Below are 22620 nucleotides of genomic sequence, written 5' to 3'. Positions count from 1 at the left end.
AGCGACGATGCTTCTGATCCATTGCCCCTATTGCGGGGAAGACCGTTCCGAACTGGAATTCCGCTGGGCGGGCGAAGCCCATATTGCCCGACCGGAAAACATCGCCGATATTTCCGACGAGGCCTTCGCCGAATATTTCTTCATTCGCGACAATGACAAGGGCCTTGTTTTCGAGCGCTGGCGTCACATTCACGGCTGCGGCCGCTTCTTTAACGCCGCCCGCGATTCGGTCAGCGACAAATTCCTGATGACCTACAAGGCGGGTGAGCCGAAACCCGATACTGAGACGGTCCTTTCCGCAGAAAAGGGAGCCGGGCAATGAGCGGCGATTATCGTATCAAGGGGGCCGGTCGTCTCACCCCGGCCAGAACCGCGCGCTTCACCTTCGATGGCAAGATTTATCAGGCGCTGGAGGGGGACACGGTCGCCTCCGCGCTTCTGGCGAATGGCGTGCATCTGATTGGCCGCTCGTTCAAATATCACCGGCCGCGCGGCTTCCTGTCGGCCGGGCCGGAAGAGCCGAATGCGCTGATCGACGTTTCCCGCGACAGTCTGCGCAAGCAGCCCAATGTGCGCGCCACGGTGCAGGAAGTGTTCGACGGCGCGATTATCGCCTCGCAGAACCGCTTTCCGTCGCTCTCCTTCGATCTGAGCGCGATCAACGACCTCCTGTCGCCGATGTTCGCGGCCGGGTTTTATTATAAAACCTTCATGTGGCCGAAGGCCGCCTGGCACAGGGTTTACGAACCGCTGATCCGCCGCGCCGCCGGTCTCGGCAAGGCGCCGAGCGAGCCGGATGCGGATCATTATTCCGGCCGTTATGCCCATTGCGATGTGCTGGTGGCCGGCGCCGGCGTCGCTGGTCTGACCGCGGCGCTTGCTGCCGCGAAAACCGGCGCCAGCGTCATTCTGGTCGATGAAAATGCCGAAGTCGGCGGCGCGCTGCGTTTCGACACTGGTACTGTCATCGACGGCCTGCCCGGTTACGAATGGGCGCAGAAGGTTTTTGCCGAACTGAAGTCCCTGCCCAATGTGCGGGTTCTGACCCGCACCACCGCTTTTGGTTATTACAACCACAATTTCGTGGCGCTGGCCGAGCGGGTGACCGATCATCTCGCCACGCCCGCGAGACACCAGCCGCGCGAGCGACTTTGGCAGGTGCGCGCCAAAAAGGTCGTGCTGGCGGCGGGTGCGATCGAACGCCACATGGTCTTTGCCAATAATGACCGCCCCGGCATCATGCTGGCCTCGGCCGCACGCACCTATCTCAACCATTACGGTGTCGCCGTCGGCCACAATGTCGGGGTCTACACCGCCCATGATTCGGCCTATGAGACGGCCTTCGATCTGAAAAAGGCCGGGGTGAAGATCGCCGCCATCGTCGATTGCCGCGAGAACCCGGATCAGCGCCTGCTGGATGAGGCGCGCTCGCTCGGCATCGAAGTGCTGGCGGGCCACAGCGTTTACAACACCGCCGGCCGCCTGCGCGTCTCCTCGATGACCGTCGGCCGCAATGGCGGCTCCAACAAGCGCAAGATCGCCATCAATGCGCTTGTCGTTTCCGCCGGCTGGACGCCTTCGGTGCATCTCTTCTCGCAATCGCGTGGCAAGCTGAAGTTTGACGCGGCTAACCAGCGTTTCCTGCCGGATATCCATGTGCAGAACGGTGTTTCCATCGGCGCCTGCAACGGCACGGACGATCTTTCCGCGCTGATCGCCGAGGCTGCGGCTGCCGGTGGCGGCGTCGTGGAGTTTTCCGGCGAGAATGCGCGGACCTGGACCGGCGGCATGATCGGTGCGGCCGAAGGCGCGGGTGAGGGCACCGGCGTCAAGGCCTTTATCGATTTCCAGCACGATGTCTGCGCCAAGGATATCCGCCTCGCCGTGCGCGAAGGCATGCATTCCGTCGAGCATATCAAGCGCTTCACCACCAATGGCATGGCGTCCGATCAGGGCAAGATGTCCAATATGCATGGCCTTGCCATCGCATCTGAAGCGCTTGGCCGGGATTTGCCCAAGGTCGGTCTCACGACCTTCCGCCAGCCCTATACGCCGGTCACCTTCGGCACGCTCATCAACCATTCGCGCGGTGCGCTGTTCGACCCGGCCCGCAAGACGCCGATGCACGAGGAAGAGCTTGCGGCCGGTGCGGTGTTCGAGGATGTCGGCAACTGGAAGCGCGCCTGGTTCTTCCCGCGGGCGGGCGAGGACATGCATGAGGCGATCAACCGCGAATGCAAGACGGTTCGGACAAGCGTCGGCGTGTTCGATGCCTCCACGCTCGGCAAGATCGAAGTGGTGGGCCCGGATGCTGCGAAGTTCCTGAACCTCATCTACACCAATGCCTGGGATACGCTGAAACCCGGCCGCTGCCGTTACGGCATCATGACCCGCGAAGACGGCTTCGTTTACGACGACGGCGTTGTCGGACGTCTTGCCGAAGACCGTTTCCACGTGACGACGACCACGGGCGGTGCGCCGCGCGTTCTCCAGCACATGGAAGATTATCTCCAGACCGAATTCCCCGATCTCAATGTCTGGCTCACCTCGGCCACCGAACAATGGGCGGTGATTGCTGTGCAGGGGCCGAAGGCGCGCGAGGTTATCGCTCCCTTCGTCGAGGGCATCGATCTCTCGCCGGAGGCCTTCCCGCATATGGCGGTGGCCGAAGGCACATTCTGCGGTGTGCCGACGCGGCTCTTCCGCGTGTCATTCACCGGCGAACTCGGTTTCGAAATCAACGTTCCGGCTGATTACGGCGCAGCCGTCTGGTCGGCGATCCGCGAAAGGGCGGAAGCCGTCGGCGGCTGCCTTTATGGCACCGAGACCATGCACATTCTGCGTGCGGAAAAGGGCTATATCATCGTTGGGCAGGATACGGACGGCACGGTGACGCCAGACGATGCCGGGCTTGCCTGGGCCGTTTCCAAGAAGAAGACGGATTTTGTCGGCATTCGCGGGCTGAAACGCCCCGATCTCACGCGCTCCGGCCGCAAACAGCTTGTCGGGCTGAAGACGAAAGACCGGCTGACCGTTCCGGACGAGGGCGGCCAGATCGTTGTCGATCCAAACCAGCCGAAACCCATGAGCATGCTCGGCCATGTCACCTCCGCCTACTGGTCGGAAAATCTCGGCCATTCCGTCGCTTTCGCGCTGGTAGCGGATGGCAGGGCGCGCATGGGCGAAACGCTCTATATTCCGCTTGCCGATAAAACCATTGCCGTCGAAGTGACCGACATGGTCTTCCTCGACAAGGAAGGAGCCCGTCTCAATGGCTGACAAACTTCACGCAAAACGCAAATCCGTGCTCGAGGATTTTCACGGCGGCTCTCCCTTCGTTTCGCTGAAGCCCGCGGCTTCCGCATCGCGGCTGTCGCTGCGCGCCCGGGAAAGCGCCCTGCCGGCACTTTCGGAAGCGCTGGGTTTTGCCTTGCCTGCCCGCCCGAAGAGCTCTATCACCTCGGGCCTGCGGTCCGCCCTGTGGCTCGGCCCGGATGAATGGCTGGTGATCGATCAGGGCGAAAGCGACCTGATGGCGGTTCTCGCCGGCGTCTCCGGCCTGTTTTCGGCAACCGATATTTCCCACCGCAATACGGCCGTCATCGTCTCCGGCGCCGGTGCGGAAGCGGCACTCAATGCCGGCTGCCCGCAGGATCTTTCTCTCGCAAAGTTCCCTGTCGGCGCGTGCTCGCGCACTGTTTTCGGCAAGGCGGAAGTGGTGCTGCTGCGCACGGCGGACGATACGTTCCGGGTGGAATGCTGGCGTTCCTTTGCGGAATATGTCGGCGGGCTGTTGCAGGAAGCGGCTGAGGACGTGGCGGTTTGAACTTTTCACGCGCCTTGAAAAGAGATCGGCTTGCATGCGTGATACGGGTTTTCAAACCAGTATCACGCATGCTGTTTCAACTTAGAGGGTTTGGACATATGCAACGCCGGCTTCCAGCGCATCTTTGAATGTTAGGCGTTGATGATAACTGGCTAGAAAACCGGCTTTTACGGCATTGCCGCGTTCATCCGGTGTGCCGTGATGCCCGGGATTATCAACCGCGTGATCTCCGACGCTGAATTGTGCCTGAGCGATAACCGCTGCTGGAAAATTCGTATTATCTAGTTTGCGGCGGCCTGCGAAATATCCTGCTAGATAGTCCGCATGTAATTCTATTCTTTTTACGGTCGGCTGCCCACGCAACCGGTCGTCTATTCCATACTTATATTGTGCAATGTGCCCAAATTCATGGGCACATACGGCTGCGATGTAAGCGGCGGGGTAGGCTGGTTGACTGAGGAATTCCTGAAGAAAACGCAGGCCAAAGAGAACCGTGCCGTCCGAGCGACCCATATAGTTGGCCGAACTGGCATAGGCATTTTTTCCCTTCGCGTCGTCTAGATAAGTGAAGCCGGGCAGGACATCGAAAAGATTGCTGAGATAGTTCAGAGTCTGTGCCAGCGCATAGTCAAAGTCTTTGTCTCCAGACGTGGCGATTGGAGTCTGGCCGTCGACATAGGAGAACTCCATCGTTTTGTTGTTCGTTTCGGATGCAATCTCCGCGGCGGTTAGCGTGCATCCGTTATATGTCTGACACTGACATATCCCGGGCAGTGCGAGGCTTGCGCCGCATCCGACAATAAGGCCGCGTCTCGTGATCATGGCGTTCACCTCAGGGGCAAAGTTCGGGAAATTTTTGACAGGCCTGATTATCCGAAGGTGGTTTGGGCACCGGATTGGGCGCGGGGTTCGGATTGGGATTGGGTATCGGATTCGGTGTCGGATTCGGATTTCCGCCAGGCACCGAATTGAACTGAAAATTCTCAAACCTTTGCGTCATCTGAGAAAATGCAAGTTGCCAATCCGCATATCCATTTTGATGAACGGTTCGGCAAGTCAAAAAACTGCCCAACGGAAGTACGTTTTCTCCGCCTATCATTACATTATGAACAGGTCCAAGTTGAACTAGAGGGGGATAGCGACCTGTTCCGCCTGTTTGTTGAAAAATTGCAAATAGTGCCTGCTGACCAAATGCGGATTGTAGTTGCGGTCCTCCAATTTGCAGCAAGGTGGCAATATTTGCACATGCATTCATGGCGGCTTGCGATCCCATTTGTTGCTGGGCGGTCGCTGGAGCCGCAATTGATGTCAAAAACATAAGAATAGTTATGATTTTCAGGGGTTTAGTATGCAATTAAAATTCCCCTCTAGATAAGATATTGAGAAGAGGAGCATGGTTGTATTCATTTTACAAGTACTAGTTGGTTTTTGGGCAATCAATTCGTCTTAATTTGTTGTCCACCCCCGCCATTCCACCCATCGCCCATGGAAATCGGCCCGGCCGATTTCCTGTTTCTCACCGCTCGGCCAGATCTGCAGGGTAATGGCGGCACCGCCCGGTGTCGCGTCCGCCTCCATTTGCAACCGGGCAAGCGGGGCATCCGGCGTGGCGCGGGTTCCAGCTTCGGCAATCACAGCCTCGCCGGCCTGTTTCAGTCCATCGGGCAGATATTGCCAGGCGACGGAATGATAGACGACGTGGGTGGCGCCCGGATATTGTGTGGCAAGGCGGCGTTTCAGCCAGTCGACCGCGTCCGCCTTCTCGACATGCAGACCATGTTCCACCGCTATCCGCAGGGCGGCGGCGGTTCGCTCCAGCCGGTCTGTCTGATCGGCCCAGACATAGGACATCAACCGCAGGCGATCTTCGGCGGATGACGGGTCGAGCGGATTGAGATCGCAGCCGGCGCGCTCGATAACCTCGATCTGCTCATGGGCCGGGGTGTTGCCGCGCCATTCCGGTGACAGGAAAACATCGGATTGTTCACCCCAGGTGAGATCGCCGAGGCGATATCGGTAACGGTCGAACTGCAGGTTGAGGCCAGCGCTGGCTCCGACTTCGGAAAGCACCAGCGGCTTTCCGGTCAATTTCGCAATCGAAAGAAAGCCCGGCAGCAGAACGGCGGAGCGGCGAACCTCGTTGGTCTGCGGCGGTGATTTCAACCTTTCGAGGATGAAAGGGGAATGAAAACGCAGGGCGCTGGCGCAGGCCTGCCAGAGCGCTTCTTCGTCTTCCGGCGGGATATCGGCAAGCGGCGCGATCTTTTCCTCGATGGCGAGCGCATGCAGGGCGCCCGCCAGCCGCAGGGGAACGGAATCGCCCGCGGGGCCGACATCGCCGGGCCAGGATAAAATCCGCTCGCCCACCTCGGTATGGCGGTCGAGCCTTGCTGCCATGGCGCGGCAGAGCCGTGCGGTAAAAGGCGAGCCGAGGCTGTCGCAGGCTCTTGCCTGCACGAGAAACGCATTCCTTACGGCTTCGTCATGCATGCGGTCTCTCCCTTGCGGCGGTTTCAGTCGTCTTCCGGCCTGTCCTCCGGATTGAACTGGCTGATGGTGGTCCAGCGGGCGGTAAGCGCCGGCTTTTTCTCGTTTTCGATTTCTACCGTCACGTCATAGGTCGTCATCAACATGGCCGCGCCGCGAAAACGCGCCTCCGCCAGCGTGAAGCGGCCGCGCACCCGCGCACCGCTTTTGACCGGCGTAACGAAACGAACGGCATCGAAGCCGTAATTGATGCCCATGGTCTGTTCGCGGATGCGGGGCAGGGCATCGTAATTCAACGCCGAAAGCAGAGACAGCGTCAGGAATCCATGTGCGATGGTGCCGCCAAAGGGGCTTTCCGCTTTGGCGCGTTCCGGGTCGGTGTGGATGAACTGTTCGTCCAGCGTCGCTTTTCCGAAAGCGTCAATCATCGTCTGATCGACGGTGATCCAGTCGGAGACGCCCATTTCCGTGCCGACCAGATTTTTCATCTCCGCCAGCGCAATTTCTTTTGTCATGTTACCTCGTCCGCATTGTTTCCAGGGACTTATACGGCTGGCGACGCGAAGGGATCAACTGCGCAGATAAAACACCACGGAGCGGGCTGGCAGGAAGGCGGGATTGCCGAAATCCGTGCCGATCGCATGCCAGCCATTGCCGGGCAGCGTGAAAGGAACGACTTCGCGACCGCGATTGATGAGAACCGCAAGCTCGACCTCGTCGCCCGTTTCCCGGTCCGATGTTGAAAGCACCATGGCGAAGGCCGGTCCATTCGGGCTTTCCCAGTCCGCAACCGTCATGGGTTCCCCGCCCGGGGCAAGCCATGTCACATCGCCGCTGCCGGAAAAGAAGCCGGTCTCGGAAAAGACGCCGAAGCGTTTGCGAAGCGCTGCGAGAAATGCGGTGTGATCGATCAGTTCGGGGACAAGCGAAGACCAGTCGACCCAGGTGATGTCATTGTCCTGACAATAAGCGTTGTTGTTGCCATGCTGGCTGCGGCCGCCCTCATCGCCGGCGGTCAGCATCAAGACGCCGCGGCTGACGAACAGGGTGGAAAGCAGCGCCTTCACATCCGCAATGCGGGCGGCGACAATGGCAGGGTCATCCGTCCGGCCTTCGAAACCATTGTTCCAGGAGTGGTTTTCATTGTGGCCGTCGCGATTGTTCTCGCCGTTTTTCTCATTGTGCTTGTGTTCGTGGCTGACGAGATCGAACAGGGTGAAACCGTCATGGGCGGCGAGAAAATTGACGCTGCGGCTGTTCGACCGGCCATGGCGGGAAAAGATCGGCGAAGACCCGGAAAGCGCGTCGGCCAGCGCCCCGGTGGTGCCGGCGTCGCCGCGCCAGAAGCGGCGCATATCGTCGCGGGCGCGGTCGTTCCACTCCAGAAAGCTTTCGGGGAAATTGCCGAGCTGATATCCGCCAGGGCCGATATCCCATGGTTCGGCGATCAGCAGGCGGTCGTAAAGCAAGGGGTCCGAATGCATGGCCGCGAGCGTTTCGCTTGCCATGTCGAAGCCATTGACCGTTCGCCCGAGCACGGGCGCGAGGTCGAAACGGAAGCCGTCCACCCCGGCATTCAGAACGAAATGCCGGAGGGAATCGACAATGATCTGGCGAATATAGGGATGATCGCAGGCAACCGTGTTGCCGGTGCCGGTATCGTTGACCAGCACACCCGGCTTTCCCGGCGGATGGCGGAAGGCGGTGAGGTTATCGAGCCCGCGCAACGACAGGATAGAACCTTCGATATCGCTTTCGCCGGTATGGTTGAAGACCAGATCGAGAATGACGCCGATGCCCTCCGCATGCAGTGCCGCAACCGTATCGCGCAATTCCCGCACGCCGCCGGGGCAGAGGCGTGGATCGAGCGCCATGAAGCCGACGGGATTATAACCCCAGGCATTGGAAAGGCCGAGCGGCGGCAGGTGGCGCTCGTCGATCCATGCGGTGATCGGCATCAACTCCACCGCATCGACGCCGATTTTTTTAAGGTGCGCGACAATGGCGGGATGGGCAAGGGCGGCAACGGTGCCCCTGATCTCTTCCGGCACTTCAGGATGCAGCCGGGTGAAGGATTTGACGGCGAGTTCGTAAATCAGCCCGCCTTCGGCAAAAAGCGGCGGTTGACGCCGGACCGGCTCATGCTGCGAAAGGATCGCCTTCGGCATGATCCCGCCGGTCTCCGCACCAAAGGCGTAAAGCGCGGGATCGTGCCGGAAGGGGCGGTCGATCTCCGTGGCATAGGGGTCGAGCAGCAGTTTCGCAGGATCGAACCAGAGGCCGTGTTCGGGGGCGTAAATGCCGTGAGCGCGGAAGCCGTATCTTGTGCTAGGGCCGGCATCGGAGACGGTCAACCGGTGAACGTCATCTTCACCGCGCGTCATCGGCAAACGGGCCGTTTCTTTTTCGCCCTTGGTATCGAAAAGGCAGAGATCGATCTGCGATGCGTGCCGGGAATAGACCGTGAATTCCGTTCCGTTTTCCGTCTGGATTGCACCTTTGGGGAAAACGGAAGGTGTCTGCATGGTCTGTCTCTCCGGGAAATGGTGTTTTTCTTCCAGAATGGAAAAGGGAGGCAAGGCCGAGTGAGGGACGCTTTCAGTGCGTCCCTCATGAGCGGGCGGCAAGCCCTTACGTAATAACGCTCGGTGCGTTGCGGCCGGTATGGGCCTTGATGCCGGCGATCGTATCGGCAACGGAAATCAGGTCGGCAAGCGCTTCCTGCGTTTCGATGCCGTGACGCGCCGCATCCGGCTCGTAACGCTCGACATAGAGGCGAAGCGTGGCGCCCGCAGTACCCGTGCCGGAAAGGCGCAGCACGATGCGCGAGCCGCCTTCGAACAGGATACGGATACCCTGATTTTTGCTCACCGACTGATCGACCGGATCGTGATAGGCGAAATCATCCGCCGCCGCGACCTTCAGATTGCCGTAGCTGGTGCCGGGAAGTGTGGCGAGTTTTTCGCGCAGGGTTGCGACCAGTGTGTTGGCGGCGTCCGAATCCACTTCCTCATAGTCATGGCGGGAATAATAGTTGCGGCCATATTCGGCCCAGTGTTTTGTGACGATGTCCTTCACGCTTTCCTTGCGCGCGGCGACGATGTTCAGCCAGTAGAGCACGGCCCACAGGCCGTCCTTTTCGCGCACATGGTTGGAGCCGGTGCCGAAGCTTTCTTCGCCGCAGATCGTTACCTTGCCGGCGTCCATGAGGTTGCCGAAGAATTTCCAGCCGGTCGGCGTTTCATACATGCCAAGGCCGAGCTTTTCGGCCACACGGTCCGCTGCAGCACTCGTCGGCATCGAGCGGGCGATGCCGGAAATGCCGGCGGCATAACCGGGGGCCAGTTTGGCATTGGCCGCGATGATGGCGAGGCTGTCGGACGGGGTGACGAACATGCCCTTGCCGACCACCATGTTGCGGTCGCCATCGCCATCGGAAGCGGCGCCGAAATCAGGGCCTTCCGGGCTCATGACGTCGTCATAAAGCTCCTTGGCATGGACAAGGTTCGGGTCAGGGTGATGGCCGCCGAAATCCGGCAGCGGCGTTGCGTTGCGGACGGAGCCCTTCGGCGCGCCGAGACGCTTTTCGATGATTTCCACGGCATAGGGACCGGTGACGGCGCTCATGGAGTCGACCACGACCTTGAAACCGCCGGCGATCAGCGCACGGATGGCGGCGAAATCGAACAGCTCTTCCATCAGGGCGGCGTAATCGGCAACCGGGTCGATCACCTCGACCGTCAGGTCGTCCATCTTGAAGCTGCCCACCCTGTCGAGATCGATATCGGCGGCGTCGGAGATTTTGTAGCTGTCGATGACCTTCGAGCGGGCATAGATCGCATCGGTGATCTTTTCCGGTGCGGGGCCGCCATTGCCGATATTGTATTTGATGCCGAAATCTTCGTTCGGTCCGCCGGGGTTGTGGCTGGCGGAAAGCACGATGCCGCCGAAGGCCTTGTATTTGCGGATGACGTTGGAGGCGGCAGGCGTGGAGAGAATGCCGCCCTGACCGACCAGAACCTTGCCGAAACCGGCGGCGGCGGCCATCTTGATCGCCTTCTGGATGACTTCACGATTGTAATAACGGCCGTCACCGCCAATTACCAACGTCTGGCCCTCAAAGCCCTCAAGCGCGTCGAAGATCGACTGGATGAAGTTCTCGGCGTAATTTTCCTGGGCGAAGACTGGCACCTTCTTGCGCAGGCCGGATGTGCCCGGCTTCTGGTCCTGATAGGGCTTCGTCTGAACGGTCTTGATCATTGTTTCAATGGCCTTTCGAAATAAGCTGGCTGTAAAGCGCGGCGTAAAGACCGGCGCTCTTTTCCCAGGAAACATCGGATTTCATTCCGAGTTTCTGCATTTGTGTCCATAGTTTCGGGTCGTGGTAATAACGGACGGTCCGGCGGATCGCCTGTTTCAGACCATCGAGCGTGACGGGTGAAAATTGCACGCCGGTCGCCGATTTATTGGCGATGGCGGCGTGGTTGGCGTCGATCACCGTGTCGGCAAGGCCGCCGGTGCGGGCGACGACCGGAATACAGCCATAACGCAGCGCGTAAAGCTGGGTAAGCCCGCAGGGTTCGAAACGCGAGGGAATGATGATCGCATCGCAACCCGCCTGCATCAGATGCGACAGCGGCTCGTTATAACCGATGGCAACGCCGACGCGGCCATGGTGGCGGGATGCGGCCGCCAGAAGCGCACCTTCCAGCGCCACTTCTCCTGCGCCCAGCACCACGAGGCGGCCACCGAGGGAAACGATCTCGTCCACGGCTTCCGCCATGAGATCGATGCCCTTCTGCCAGGTGAGGCGGGAGATGATGCAGAAAAGCGGGCTGTCATCATCGTCGATGCGGAAATGTTCGGCGACAGCCTTCTTGTTCAAGGCGCGGTTCTTGAGATTGGCCGCCGAATAATTGTCGTGGATCAGATGGTCCGTCGCCGGGTTCCAGACATCGGCATCGATGCCGTTGACGATGCCGTGCAGCACATGGGCGCGGCTGCCGATGACGCCGTGCAGCCCCATGCCGAATTGCGGGGTGAGGATTTCCTCGGCGTAGGACGGGCTGACAGTGCTGAGCGCCGTTGCCGTCTGCAGGCCGCCCTTCAGGAAGCTCACATCGTTGTAATATTCGATGCCTTCCATGCCGAAGGCATGGGCGGGCAATGCAAGTTTGCTGAAGATATTCGCGCCGAACTGGCCCTGAAAAGCGATGTTGTGGATGGTGAGAAGGCTCGGAATCTCGGGCGTTTCGGCATAACGCATATAGACCGGCGCCATCGCGGCCTGCCAGTCATGGGCATGCACCATATCCGGCCGCCAGCCGGGGAGCGCGCCGGCGGCAATGCGGGCGGCAGCCAGCGACAGCGCCGCGAAACGCTTCCAGTTGTCAGGGTAATCCTTGCCGGTCTGGTCGAGATAGGGGCCGCCGGAGCGCTCGTAATAGGCGGGCGCATCGAGAATGAGGAGATCGAGCCCCTCATGCCGCACTTCGAGCACATCGGCTTTTTCGCCGAGCAGATCGGTAAATTCGAAACATTTGACGGGATCCGTCACGGCGGCTTTCACCGCCGGATATCCGGGTATCAATGTGCGCGTCTTGACGCCATGGGCTTCCAGCGCGATGGGGAGCGCGCCGGCAACGTCGGCGAGCCCTCCGGTCTTGATCAGGGGATAGATTTCGGATGAAACCGAAAGGACATTCATGGGCTCTACAGGTCCAGCTTGTCGATCATCGATTGGGTGATAAGGCAAATACCGTTTTCGGTGCGGCGGAAACGTTTGGCATCCAGTTCTGGGTCTTCTCCTACAATCAGTCCTTCCGGAATGACCACGCCATGGTCGATGACGACATTGCTGAGCTGGGCATGACGCCCGATCTTCACACTCGGCAGTACTACGGCATTCTCAAGGCGGGAGTATGAATTAGCGCGCACCCCGGTAAACAGCAGGCTGCGCTGCAGGGAGGCGCCGGAAATGATGCAATCGCCGGAGACGACCGAAGACACGGCCGAACCGCGACGGTTTTCATCGTCGTGCACGAATTTCGCTGGCGGCGTGATTTCCGCATAGGTCCAGATCGGCCAGGACTTGTCGTAGATATCGAGGTCCGGCACCACATCCGTCAGGTCGATATTGGCCTGCCAATAGGCGTCGATGGTGCCGACGTCGCGCCAGTAAGGGCCATGCTCGAAATCCGAACGCACGCAGCTATCGGCGAAGCGATGGGCGACGGCTTTGCCGTGCTCGACGATATAGGGAATGATATCCTTGCCGAAGTCGCGGCTGGAAGTCGGGTCGGCGGCGTCGCGGCGCAGGGCTTCCATCAGGAATTTCGTGTGGAAGACGTAAATGCCCATCGAGGCGAGGGCGAAGCCTTCATTGCCGGGAATGCCCGGCGGATCGGCCGGTTTTTCGATGAAATCGATGATCTCGTCTTTTTCATTCACATGCATCACGCCGAAGCCGGTCGCCTCCATGCGCGGCACTTCAAGGCAGCCGATCGTTACGTCGGCGCCGGAATCGACATGCTGCTGCAGCATGTATTCATAATCCATCTTGTAGATATGATCGCCGGCGAGGATGACCATATATTCCGGCGCATAGGGCTCGATGATGTCGATGTTCTGGTAGACGGCGTCGGCCGTGCCTTCATACCATTGCGTTTCGGAAACGCGCTGGGAGGCCGGCAGAATATCGAAGCTTTCGTTACGCTCGGGACGGAAGAAATCCCAGCCGCGCTGCAGGTGGCGGATGAGCGAGTGCGCCTTGTATTGCGTGGCGACGCCGATGCGGCGAATGCCGGAATTGAGCGCGTTGGAGAGCGCAAAATCGATGATGCGCGCCTTGCCGCCGAAATAGACGGCGGGTTTTGCCCGGCGGTCCGTCAATTCCTTCAGGCGGCTTCCTCTGCCGCCTGCGAGGACATAGGCCATTGCATCGCGTGCCAAAGGCTGAACTCTTTTTTCCGACATGGTGTCCTCCCTCTCTGTCTGTCAGTTTTCCGGCTCGAGCATGATCGTTGCGAGTGGCGGCAGCACGAGCATTGTCCCGATGTCTCCCCCGGCATCGACCGCCTGAACGCGTCCGCCATTTCCCTTGCCGCTGCCGCCATAAATTTCGGCATCGGTGTTGAGAATCTCCCTCCACCGCCCCGCAAGCGGAAGCGGCACATAATAATTTTCCCGATAGACCGGCGTGAGATTGCAGATGACCGCCACCGGCTTTTCACCCGGCGCCATGCGCAACCAGGCAAAGACGGAATTGTCGTGATCATCCACCACAAGCCAGCGGAAACCTTCCGGTTCGCAGTCGCGGGCGTGCAAAGCGGGTTTTGAACGGTAGGTGAGGTTGAGATCGCGCACGAGGCGGCGCATGCCCTCATGCATCGGATATTGGCGCAGGTTCCAGTCGAGCGAGCCCTTTTCGCTCCATTCGCTCCATTGTGCGAATTCCTGCCCCATGAACAGCAGCTTCTTGCCGGGATAACCCCACATGAAGGCGTAATAGGACCGCAGATTGGCGAATTTCTGCCAGTCGTCGCCGGACATCTTGGCGATCAGGGATCCCTTGCCGTGCACCACCTCGTCATGGGAAAGCGGCAGCACGAAATTTTCGCTGAAGGCGTAAAGCAGACCGAAGGTCAGCTCCTGATGGTGAAACTTGCGATGCACCGGCTCGCGCGAGAAATAACTCAGCGTGTCGTGCATGAAGCCCATGTTCCATTTGAAGCCGAAGCCGAGGCCGCCCTCATGGACCGGCTGCGATACTTTCGGCCAGGAGGTGGACTCCTCGGCAATGGTCATGACGCCCGGATGGGTGCCGTAGACGAGGGAATTCATCTTCTGCAGGAAGCGGACGGATTCGAGATTTTCCCGCCCGCCATATTCGTTGGGAATCCACTCGCCTTCCTTGCGGGAGTAATCGAGATAGAGCATCGAGGCGACCGCATCGACGCGCAGGCCGTCGAGATGGAATTTCTCGGCCCAATAAAGCGCATTGTTGATGAGATAGGACATCACCTCGATGCGGCCGAAATTATAGATGGCCGTGTTCCAGTCGGGGTGAAAACCCTGGCGCGGATCGGCATGCTCGTAAAGCGCCGTGCCGTCGAACCAGCGCAAGCCGTGCTCGTCGGTTGGAAAATGCGCCGGAACCCAATCGAGCAGGATGCCGATGCCGACCTTGTGGGCGCCATTGACGAAACGCGCAAAGCCCTCCGGATCGCCGAAACGGGCGGATGGCGCATAAAGCCCAGTCGTCTGGTAACCCCAGGAAGGGTCATAGGGATGTTCGGTGATGGGCAGGAACTCGATATGGGTGAAGCCCATATCCGTGCAATAGGGAATAAGCTGGGCGGCCAGTTCGTCCCAGCTCAGGAACGTGCCGTCCTCGCGGCGCTGCCAGGAGCCGGCATGCACCTCGTAAATGCTGATCGGCTGGCGGCGCTGGTCCACCTGCGCCCAATGTTCCCGGTGAGCCTGATCTTCCCATTTCTGGGTGAGCTCCGGCGCGGTGACGGAAGCGTTCTTCGGCCGCAACTCGGCGCGGCGGGCATAGGGGTCTGCCTTCAACGGCAGAAGCTCGCCGTTTGCGCCGAGGATTTCGAACTTGTAGGCACAGCCGGCATAGACGTCGGGCGCGAAGATTTCCCAGATGCCGGTATCCTTGCGGAACCGCATGACATGCCGGCGGCCATCCCAATTGTTGAAATCGCCGACGACGGAAACGCGCCGCGCATTGGGAGCCCAGACGGCGAAGTGGAAGCCTTCGACGCCCTCGAGCTTCAGCGGATGCGCGCCCATCCTGTCGAAGAGCCGCAGATGCGATCCTTCGCGGACGAAATAATCGTCCATGGGGCCGAGAACCGGGCCGAAACTGTAAGGGTCGGTCACCGCCCATTCGGCATCGTCGCGGCTGGCGCGATACCGCACCGGCTGGCGCTTCGAAAGATCGATCCGGCCTTCGAAAAAGCCGTCCGGATCGAGCCGCTTCAATTCGCCCACGAAATTTCCGTCCAGCGTCAGGACGGAAACCTCCTCGGCGCCCGGAATGAAACAGCGGGCGGAAAACCCTTCCGGCGTTTCGTGAACGCCGAGAAGGGCAAAGGGATTGGAATGCAAACCGCTCTTGATCGCCTCGATTTCAGCCTTCGTGATTTCGCCAGTCTTTTTCTCTTCGGCCGAATTGAGCGGTTTTTTCATCAGGCTCTCCAGATCTCGGTGGCATATTGGCGGATTGTCCGGTCGGACGAGAACCAGCCCATGCGCGCCGTGTTGCGCACTGTCTTGGCATACCAGCTGTCCGGATCGCTCCAGATCGCGTCCACCTCACGCTGTGCATTGGCATAGGCGTCGAAGTCGGCGGCGACCATGAACCAGTCGCTGTTGTAAATACCGTCGATCAGGCCGGCGAAACGGGAGCGGTCATCCGGCGAGAAGACGCCGGAGGCGATGGAAGACAGCGCCTGCGACAGCTCCGCCGATCCTTCGATGATCGCGCGGGGATTGTGGCCTTCGGCACGCGCCTTGGCCACTTCATCCGCCGTCATTCCGAAGATGACGATATTCTCCGCGCCGACATGATCGCGCATTTCGACATTGGCGCCATCGAGCGTGCCGATGGTGAGCGCGCCGTTGAGTGCGAATTTCATGTTGCCGGTGCCGGAAGCTTCCATGCCGGCCGTCGATATCTGTTCGGAAAGATCAGCGGCGGGAACCATGATTTCCGCAAGCGAGACGTTATAGTTCGGAACAAACACCACTTTCAGAAGCCCGCGCACGGCCGGATCGTTGTTGATGACCCGGGCAATATCGTTGGCAAGCTTTATGATCAGCTTCGCGTTGTGATAACTCGGCGCCGCCTTGCCTGCGAAGAACTTAACGCGCGGCACCCAATCCAGTTCCGGGTGAGAACGGATCTGGTCATAAAGCGCGACCGTCTCCACGAGGTTCAGAAGCTGGCGCTTATATTCATGGATACGCTTGATCTGGATGTCGAACATGGCCGAGGGATCGACGCGGATGCCCATGCGTTGCGCCACCGTATTGGCAAGCCGCACCTTGTTCAGACGCTTCACCTCGGCGAATTTTTCGCGGAAACCGGCATCGTCGGCAAAACGGTCGAGCGCTGTCAGCTTTTCCGCATCGTCGAGGAAATCGTCGCCAATCGCCTCGCGCAGCAGGCTGGTGAGGCTCGGATTGCACTGCATCAGCCAGCGGCGCGGTGTGATGCCATTGGTCTTGTTGTTGATACGGTCAGGATAAAGGCTGTGCAGGTCGGCAAAGACCGTTTCCTTCATCAGGTCTGTATGAAGGGCGGAAACGCCGTTGATGGAATGCGAGCCGATAAAAGCGAGGTTGCCCATGCGCACGCGGCGCTCGCCGCCTTCATCGATCAGCGAGATCGAACGGATTTGCTGATCCGCCATCTTCTTTTCCTTGCGGGCGTAGACCAGCGTGTTGGCGTTGATCGCATAGACGATCTGCATATGTCTTGGCAGAAGACGCTCGAGCAGCGGCACAGGCCAGCTTTCCAGCGCCTCCGGCAGAAGCGTGTGGTTGGTATAGGAGAACGTGCCCTGCGTGATCTTCCACGCTTCCTCGAATTCCAGCCCGTGCACATCGCACAGAAGACGCATCATTTCGGCGATGGAAATGGCCGGATGCGTGTCGTTGAGCTGGATCGAGACCTTCTCGGGCAGCGAGGTGAAATCCGGGTACTGCTGCAGGTGACGGCGCAGAATGTCCTGCAGCGAGGCGGAGGAGAAGAAGAACTCCTGTCTGAGGCGCAGTTCCTGACCGGCGGGCGTCGCGTCCGCAGGATAGAGAACCCGCGTCAGGCTTTCCGCCTTGTTGCTTTCCCGCAATGCGCCGATATGGTCGCCGGCGTTGAAGGCGGCCAGCAGAATGGGGTCGATAGGCTGCGCCGACCACAGGCGCAGCGTATTGACGCGGGTGCCGCGCCAGCCGACGACCGGCGTATCGTAAGCCATGGCGATCACGCGTTCGGCCGGTTTCCAGACGAAACGCTGCGGATCTTCATAACCGCCGATGGTTTCCACCGAGCCGCCGAAGCCGATTTCATAGGAGCTTTCGCGGCGCTCGAATTCCCAGGGGTTGCCGTGCGCCAGCCAGGTTTCCGGCAGTTCCACCTGCCAGCCATCCGCCATCTGCTGGCGGAAGAGGCCGTGCACGTAACGAATGCCGTAGCCATAGGCGGGAATGTCGACCGTTGCCATGGATTCCATGAAACAGGCCGCAAGCCGGCCGAGACCGCCATTGCCGAGCGCGGCATCCGGCTCCAGCCCGGCGATGACATCCAGATCGACGCCGAGCGAGGACAGGGCATCGCGGATTTCGTGCATCAGGCCGATATTGGAGATGGCGTCGCGCATCAGGCGGCCGATCAGGAATTCGAGCGACAGGTAATAAACGCGCTTGGAATTGTTGGCATAGGCCTTGCGGGTGGATTCCATCCACTTGTCGATGATGCGGTCGCGCACGACGAGGATGGTTGCGGTCAGCCAGTCATGGGGCTTGGCAACCTTGACATCCTTGCCGATACGGTAGGTGAGGCGTTCGATGATTTCCGACGCCATGATTTCCGGGTTGGAACTGCGCGGGGCGGGACGGGGAAGATCGGCGGCGTTAAGATTATTGATCATTGGTCGGTCAGCACCTTGGTGGGAGGAGAGGGTCTGAGAGGTCGATCCGGTTTGCCTTTGCTGATGCCAGTTTATGCATCGATATGGAGGCGTGGCAACAGCAATTTTTTCGGAAAATTGAACAGCTTAGCGCAATGAAAAATAAGTGTTTTTCTCGGCGTCCAAAGGATCGCCGAAGGCATTGATCGCCCTGTCTGCGCCGTTCTTCAGCGGATTTTCTTGGTCCTTGCGATGCGGGGCATCGCGCGGAAAAGGGGAAGAGGCTGCAATACTTCTGAAATGGTTCACCGGTCCTGAAATCTGTTTCGAACTATCGGATCACACACTAGCCTTCGCGGTTGCGAAAATTCAATGAAAATAAACAGGGAAAATAAACAGGGCAGCGCCACTGCTGCGCCGACCCGTGGTGGCACGGGCGTAAAAACCGGCTGCGATTGTCGCCAATGGCGCTGTTTACGGCAGGAGAAAAGGTTCCATCGCCATCTCGCCGGCGCGGATCGTCACCCTGGTATTCGGGGAACAGCGCACCAGGGTGCGCAATCGAAGGAAAAGGGTTCGGAACTCAATGCGATGCCGTCATCGAGCCCGCGCCAGTAGAGTGTCGGCGGCTTGTCGTCGCTCGACCAGCGGAAGGCATGCAGGCAATCGCCATCCATAAGAACGGCGCTGAATCGCAGCGCGGAAGACACGCCTGCCGCCGTCATCTTTTCCTGGCAGAGCCGCAGCGCGGTGGAAATGGCGCGAACCGGCTCGGTGTCGAGGCCATGCCCGGCGGCGATGAGGAAGATTGCTTCGCTGTCGCCGGTGCCGCGCCGGGACGCATAGATATCGTCAGGAATGAGGGAATCGATATCGCGCCTGATCTGCTCGTAACCGCCGATCTGGCCGTTATGCATGAACAGGTATCGCCCATGCGCAAAGGGATGGCAGTTGGCGCGGGACACTTCGCCTGACGTGGCGGAGCGGACATGGGCCATGAACATGCCCGAGCGGAGCTGGTGGCAAAGCGCCGCTAGATTGGCATCGGACCACGCGGGCCTCGTATCGCGAAAAACGCCGGGCGTTCCGCGTTCGCCATACCAGCCAAGGCCGCAACCATCGCCATTGACGACGGTTTTCGCTTCCCTTGCGGCCATGGACTGGCTGACCAGCGATGCTTCCGGCTCGATCAGCAGACTGTCGAGCCAGACCGGTTTACCGGAATAGGCAAAGAGGCGGCACATTCATGCGGCTCTGTTCAGGGCCTTGTTTCCGAGCGCGAAGCCGACGGCGGCCTTCGCGTGAATGGCGGTCGAATCGTAACCCGGCAGCGGCAGGGCATCGGGATCGATCAGCAGCGAAATCTCGGTGCAGCCGAGAATGACGGAATCGACACCGAGTGCGCGGGCCTTCTCGATGACCGCGAGATAGCGCTCGCGCGAACAGGACTTGATTTCGCCCTGGCAGAGTTCGCCGAAGATGATGTCGTGGGTCGCAACCCGGTCTTCCGCATCGGGCACGACCACCTCGACACCGTGGCGACGCATGCGGTCGGTGTAGAAACCGTGTTCCATCGTGTAGCGGGTGGCGAGCAGCAGCGGCTTGCGGCGTCCGTCCGTCTTCAGGGCTGCGGCGGTTTCATCGATGATGTCGATCAGCGCCACGCCGGACATCTTCTCCACGGTGTCCGCGACCAGATGCATGGTGTTGGTGCAGATCAGCACGCAATCGGCGCCCGCATTGGCAAGGCGCGCGCCGGCAGCGCCCAGAAGCGCACCGGCCTCATCCCAGCGGTCGGCCTTCTGAAGAGCGACGACTTCGGAAAAATCGAGCGAATGCATGACGATGTCGGCCGAAACCAGCCCGCCGCGGCTGTCGCGCACGGCCTCGTTGATCATGCGGTAATAGGTTGCGGTGGATTCCCAGCTCATGCCGCCGATCAGGCCGATCCGTTTCATAAGAGTTCCCTTATCAAGTTTGATTAGAAATAAGAATGCCATCGTCGGGGCGAAAACGGCATGCGTTTTTGCAGGGATTTCGCGGCATATATGCAAAATTGAGGCGCTATTTTTCAAAATATCGCAAACTTCTTGCGCCCTTGCGTTAACCTGTGCATTCTTCACCGATGATTGATGATCGGGACCGCCGAATCCTTGCGATTCTCCAGGAAAATGCTGAAACGCCGCTTGCCGACATTGCGGAGGAAGTGTCGCTGTCGCTATCCGCCTGTTCGCGCCGCATCACGCGGCTGCGGGCGGAAGGTTATGTGACGGGTACGATGGCGCTGCTCGACCGGCGCAAGATCAACCTGCCGACCACGGTTTTCCTGCTGGTCAGAACCGGCCTGCATGCGGAGGACTGGCTGGACCGGTTCCATGCCGCCGTCAGCACCATACCGGAAATTGTCGAGGTTCACCGGCTGACCGGCAATTTCGACTATATTCTGAAACTGGTACTGCCGAATGTCGAATATTACGACACGATCTACAAACAGATCCTGCGCCGCGTCGAGCTTTACGACATGTCCGCCTATATCTCCATGGAGACGGTGAAGCTGTCGTCTTCGCTGCCGACGACACATATCTGAGCGATCATCGAGCCTTGATCAGCGCCCCGTCTCGAAAAGAACACCGAAGCGGAAGCTTCGCGTCTCGCCCGGTTGCAGCGCAATCGCATCCGCGAATTCCGGCTGGTTGAAGGCGTTGGTCGGCGTTTCCACCGGTTCGAGCGCGATGGATTGGCGCCTGTCGCGGGCGAGCGTATCGCCGGTGAAGACATGCATGTGCCCGCGCTCCTGCCATACCGTCAGGCTCGAACCGTCGTGCCGGTTTTCGAGCCTCGTCTCGTAAAGCCCGTTTTCGGATGCGATGAGGTCGGTGAAGCAGACATCAAGCACATGGCCGGCCAGCGGCGCATGGAGAAAGCGGGTGTCGTCCCGTTTGACTATCCCGCCCTGCGGGTCCCGCAGGGGGATCAGGTCCTCGTCTGTTTCAATCGCCGTTCGCGAGGGGAGCGTGAGGAGAAGATCGTCGATAGACGTCGTGCCGGGCAGGCGGAAATAGGGATGCCAGCCGGCGGCGAAAGGCAGGAGCCGGTCGTCGCGATTGATGCCGCGTATGTCGATGGTGACCTCATGGCCGGCGAAACGATATTCCACCTCGATGGCGAGACGGTAGGGATAACCCTTGAAATCCGCAGGCGCTATTTCGGCGCGGAAGACGAGAATGTGAGCGCCGTTTTTCTCGGAAGACTGCGCAAGCGCGAAGGGCAGGGCTCTGGCAAATCCGTGGAAGACGAGGGCTTCATGGGCAAGCACCGGCTCAATGCGGTGCATCTGCCCGCCAAAACTGAACCGACCATCCGGGATGCGATTGGTGAAGGGTGCGAGAATGCCGTTTCTCACGCCGTTTTGCGACTGCATTTCGGCAGGCGTTGAATATCCGTCGACAAGATTTTCGCCTTCAACGCCATCGGCAGAGACCGGCCTCCAGCTTAAAAGCGTCGCGCCCTCGTAAGCGATTTCGGCAATGAAACCGTTTCCAGAAACGGTCAGACCGGCAATTCCCGTGCCTGTGGTGGAGGGTGTCATCGGGAAATTGTCCTTTGCATGCATGCGTCTGCGGCAATCGGGGCAGCTGCCGTGCCGATTCGCCCGATCATCTTCGCTGAAGGACAATTTCGCAATGGCCGTTAAGGGTCCGCAAGGGCTGTATCAACAGGCTCCTGCCATCCATGTCTGTCGGGCAATCAGTCCGGAAAGGTCCGTTTCGCGCCGCTGAAATATTCCATCAGCGCGGCTTGGTCCTCTCCACCCAGCCCGGCCGCCGTCAGCATGCGGTGCACCTCGGCGCAAACCGCCGTCAGCGGCATGGCCGTGTTGGTGCGCCGCGCGAGATCCTGCGCGCCGTTGAGGTCTTTCACCATATTGTCGATGCGGCCGGTGCGGCGGTAATCCTTGGCCACATAACGCGGCATGTATTCCTGCAGGATGGCGCTGTCGGCGCGGCCGCCCTTCAGCGCCTGCGGGATTTTGGCGGCATCGACGCCGGCATCCAGCGCAAGCTGCGTTGCTTCCGCCACCGCAAGGAAGTTCAGCCCGCACAGAACCTGGTTGATGAGTTTCGTCGTCTGCCCCGCACCGCAGGGTCCCATGTGGGTGTAATTGCTGGCCACATGCTGCAGCACGCGGTGGGCATCGGCCACATCCGTTTCGCTGCCGCCGGCCATCAGCGTCAATTGCCCGATGAGCGCCTTGGGCGCGCCGCCCGAAAGCGGGCTGTCCACCCAGCGCAGGCCTTTTTCCGCGGCATCTGCCGCCAGTTCCTTCGTCGCTTCCGGGTCGATGGAGGACATGTCGATGATGAGCGTTCCGGGCTTCGCCCCCGCCGCGACGCCATCCTTGCCGAAGACGGCGATGCGGACGATTTTCGGCGAATTGAGGCTGAGGATGACCACATCGGAAACCGAAGCCGCTTCCGCCGCCGTACCCGCGCTCTGCGCGCCAAGGCTCGTCAGCGCCGCCACCTTTTCCGCATCCAGATCGAAAACCGTCAGCTGATTTCCGGTCTCGATGAGCCGTGTGCCGATTGCCCCGCCCATGGCGCCGGCACCGATCAGGGCGACTTTGTTTTTCTCGGTCATGGTGTTCACGGCCTCCTCCCA

17 protein-coding genes and 1 pseudogene are annotated in these 22620 nt (G+C 59.9%); 4 read left to right on the top strand and 14 right to left on the bottom strand.

The window, feature by feature from the left end:
• Positions 1-7: 7 nt before the first annotated feature.
• From O3W47_RS04010 to O3W47_RS04000, 3 genes are read left to right on the top strand one after another with little or no spacing between them, the layout of a single operon-like run.
• Positions 8-322, top strand: a complete 315-nt coding sequence (locus O3W47_RS04010) for a sarcosine oxidase subunit delta (RefSeq protein WP_003508553.1) — start codon at positions 8-10, stop codon at positions 320-322.
• Positions 319-3279: a sarcosine oxidase subunit alpha gene (locus O3W47_RS04005; RefSeq protein WP_137453384.1), complete on the top strand. Its 2961-nt coding sequence runs from the start codon at positions 319-321 to the stop codon at positions 3277-3279. The genes O3W47_RS04010 and O3W47_RS04005 overlap by 4 nt, the downstream gene beginning before the upstream one ends.
• A complete protein-coding gene (locus tag O3W47_RS04000; RefSeq protein ID WP_137453383.1) occupies positions 3272-3826 on the top strand; it encodes a sarcosine oxidase subunit gamma in 555 nt (184 codons plus the stop codon). Before O3W47_RS04005 ends, O3W47_RS04000 begins: the two co-directional genes overlap by 8 nt.
• 81 nt (positions 3827-3907) lie before the next feature.
• Here O3W47_RS04000 and O3W47_RS03995 read toward each other — a convergent pair whose 3' ends face one another.
• The 12 genes and pseudogenes from O3W47_RS03995 to O3W47_RS03940 all read right to left on the bottom strand — a co-directional run bounded on the left by O3W47_RS03995 (position 3908) and on the right by O3W47_RS03940 (position 19916).
• Positions 3908-4648: a metalloprotease gene (locus tag O3W47_RS03995; RefSeq protein ID WP_269313050.1), complete on the bottom strand. Its 741-nt coding sequence runs from the start codon at positions 4646-4648 to the stop codon at positions 3908-3910.
• Between the two features lie 10 nt (positions 4649-4658).
• Positions 4659-5180: a hypothetical protein gene (locus O3W47_RS03990; RefSeq protein ID WP_269313049.1), complete on the bottom strand. Its 522-nt coding sequence runs from the start codon at positions 5178-5180 to the stop codon at positions 4659-4661.
• Between the two features lie 92 nt (positions 5181-5272).
• Entirely contained in the window at positions 5273-6316 is a 1044-nt protein-coding gene (locus tag O3W47_RS03985; RefSeq protein ID WP_269313048.1) for a DUF2332 domain-containing protein, read from the bottom strand.
• Positions 6317-6339: 23 nt separating this feature from the next.
• The gene (locus O3W47_RS03980) at positions 6340-6828 is read right to left on the bottom strand and encodes a MaoC family dehydratase (protein WP_269313047.1); all 489 of its coding nucleotides are present in this window, start codon (positions 6826-6828) and stop codon (positions 6340-6342) included.
• Between the two features lie 54 nt (positions 6829-6882).
• Positions 6883-8838: a glycogen debranching protein GlgX gene (gene glgX, locus O3W47_RS03975; RefSeq protein WP_269313046.1), complete on the bottom strand. Its 1956-nt coding sequence runs from the start codon at positions 8836-8838 to the stop codon at positions 6883-6885.
• 106 nt (positions 8839-8944) lie between these two features.
• Positions 8945-10573 carry an alpha-D-glucose phosphate-specific phosphoglucomutase gene (locus tag O3W47_RS03970; RefSeq protein WP_127757840.1) on the bottom strand — a complete coding sequence of 543 codons (1629 nt, stop codon included), beginning with the start codon at positions 10571-10573 and terminating at the stop codon, positions 8945-8947.
• A 4-nt stretch (positions 10574-10577) separates the two neighbouring features.
• Complete coding sequence (gene glgA / locus O3W47_RS03965) at positions 10578-12020, bottom strand: glycogen synthase GlgA (RefSeq protein ID WP_269313045.1); 1443 nt, start codon at positions 12018-12020, stop codon at positions 10578-10580.
• Positions 12021-12025: 5 nt separating this feature from the next.
• Positions 12026-13288, bottom strand: a complete 1263-nt coding sequence (gene glgC / locus O3W47_RS03960) for a glucose-1-phosphate adenylyltransferase (protein ID WP_003522150.1) — start codon at positions 13286-13288, stop codon at positions 12026-12028.
• A 21-nt stretch (positions 13289-13309) separates the two neighbouring features.
• Complete coding sequence (glgB, locus tag O3W47_RS03955; RefSeq protein WP_080819957.1) at positions 13310-15517, bottom strand: 1,4-alpha-glucan branching protein GlgB; 2208 nt, start codon at positions 15515-15517, stop codon at positions 13310-13312.
• Complete coding sequence (locus tag O3W47_RS03950; protein WP_269313044.1) at positions 15517-17979, bottom strand: glycogen/starch/alpha-glucan phosphorylase; 2463 nt, start codon at positions 17977-17979, stop codon at positions 15517-15519. Before O3W47_RS03950 ends, glgB begins: the two co-directional genes overlap by 1 nt.
• A 453-nt stretch (positions 17980-18432) precedes the next feature.
• Positions 18433-19202, bottom strand: a pseudogene (locus tag O3W47_RS03945) (class II glutamine amidotransferase).
• Positions 19203-19916 (bottom strand): aspartate/glutamate racemase family protein, encoded by a 714-nt coding sequence (locus tag O3W47_RS03940; protein WP_269313042.1) that lies wholly within the window; start codon positions 19914-19916, stop codon positions 19203-19205.
• Positions 19917-20083: 167 nt separating this feature from the next.
• On the opposite strand from O3W47_RS03940, the gene O3W47_RS03935 reads away from it, so the two are divergent.
• On the top strand, positions 20084-20545 hold the full coding sequence (locus O3W47_RS03935; RefSeq protein WP_003522155.1) for an Lrp/AsnC family transcriptional regulator: 462 nt from the start codon (positions 20084-20086) through the stop codon (positions 20543-20545).
• An 18-nt stretch (positions 20546-20563) separates the two neighbouring features.
• Here the strand turns inward: O3W47_RS03935 and O3W47_RS03930 are convergent, their stop codons facing one another.
• Both O3W47_RS03930 and O3W47_RS03925 read right to left on the bottom strand, forming a co-directional pair.
• Complete coding sequence (locus O3W47_RS03930) at positions 20564-21547, bottom strand: aldose 1-epimerase (protein WP_269313041.1); 984 nt, start codon at positions 21545-21547, stop codon at positions 20564-20566.
• Between the two features lie 158 nt (positions 21548-21705).
• Positions 21706-22599, bottom strand: a complete 894-nt coding sequence (locus O3W47_RS03925; RefSeq protein ID WP_127757892.1) for an NAD(P)-dependent oxidoreductase — start codon at positions 22597-22599, stop codon at positions 21706-21708.
• Positions 22600-22620: the final 21 nt, after the last annotated feature.

Origin of the sequence: Agrobacterium sp. LMR679 (genome assembly GCF_027157905.1) — a bacterium.
Classification (GTDB): Bacteria; Pseudomonadota; Alphaproteobacteria; order Rhizobiales; family Rhizobiaceae; genus Agrobacterium; species Agrobacterium leguminum.
This window is presented reverse-complemented; position numbering and strand designations above follow the sequence as displayed.

Bases quoted from the DNA above. Each gene is read 5' to 3' on its own strand.
- glgB (WP_080819957.1), bottom strand. From the start codon at position 15,517: ATGAAAAAACCGCTCAATTCGGCCGAAGAGAAAAAGACTGGCGAAATC.
- O3W47_RS04000 (WP_137453383.1), top strand. From the start codon at position 3,272: ATGGCTGACAAACTTCACGCAAAACGCAAATCCGTGCTCGAGGATTTT.
- O3W47_RS03985 (WP_269313048.1), bottom strand. From the start codon at position 6,316: ATGCATGACGAAGCCGTAAGGAATGCGTTTCTCGTGCAGGCAAGAGCC.
- glgA (WP_269313045.1), bottom strand. From the start codon at position 12,020: ATGAATGTCCTTTCGGTTTCATCCGAAATCTATCCCCTGATCAAGACC.
- O3W47_RS03980 (WP_269313047.1), bottom strand. From the start codon at position 6,828: ATGACAAAAGAAATTGCGCTGGCGGAGATGAAAAATCTGGTCGGCACG.
- glgC (WP_003522150.1), bottom strand. From the start codon at position 13,288: ATGTCGGAAAAAAGAGTTCAGCCTTTGGCACGCGATGCAATGGCCTAT.
- O3W47_RS03930 (WP_269313041.1), bottom strand. From the start codon at position 21,547: ATGACACCCTCCACCACAGGCACGGGAATTGCCGGTCTGACCGTTTCT.
- O3W47_RS04010 (WP_003508553.1), top strand. From the start codon at position 8: ATGCTTCTGATCCATTGCCCCTATTGCGGGGAAGACCGTTCCGAACTG.
- O3W47_RS03995 (WP_269313050.1), bottom strand. From the start codon at position 4,648: ATGATCACGAGACGCGGCCTTATTGTCGGATGCGGCGCAAGCCTCGCA.
- O3W47_RS04005 (WP_137453384.1), top strand. From the start codon at position 319: ATGAGCGGCGATTATCGTATCAAGGGGGCCGGTCGTCTCACCCCGGCC.
- glgX (WP_269313046.1), bottom strand. From the start codon at position 8,838: ATGCAGACACCTTCCGTTTTCCCCAAAGGTGCAATCCAGACGGAAAAC.
- O3W47_RS03950 (WP_269313044.1), bottom strand. From the start codon at position 17,979: ATGATCAATAATCTTAACGCCGCCGATCTTCCCCGTCCCGCCCCGCGC.
- O3W47_RS03935 (WP_003522155.1), top strand. From the start codon at position 20,084: ATGATTGATGATCGGGACCGCCGAATCCTTGCGATTCTCCAGGAAAAT.
- O3W47_RS03940 (WP_269313042.1), bottom strand. From the start codon at position 19,916: ATGAAACGGATCGGCCTGATCGGCGGCATGAGCTGGGAATCCACCGCA.
- O3W47_RS03970 (WP_127757840.1), bottom strand. From the start codon at position 10,573: ATGATCAAGACCGTTCAGACGAAGCCCTATCAGGACCAGAAGCCGGGC.
- O3W47_RS03925 (WP_127757892.1), bottom strand. From the start codon at position 22,599: ATGACCGAGAAAAACAAAGTCGCCCTGATCGGTGCCGGCGCCATGGGC.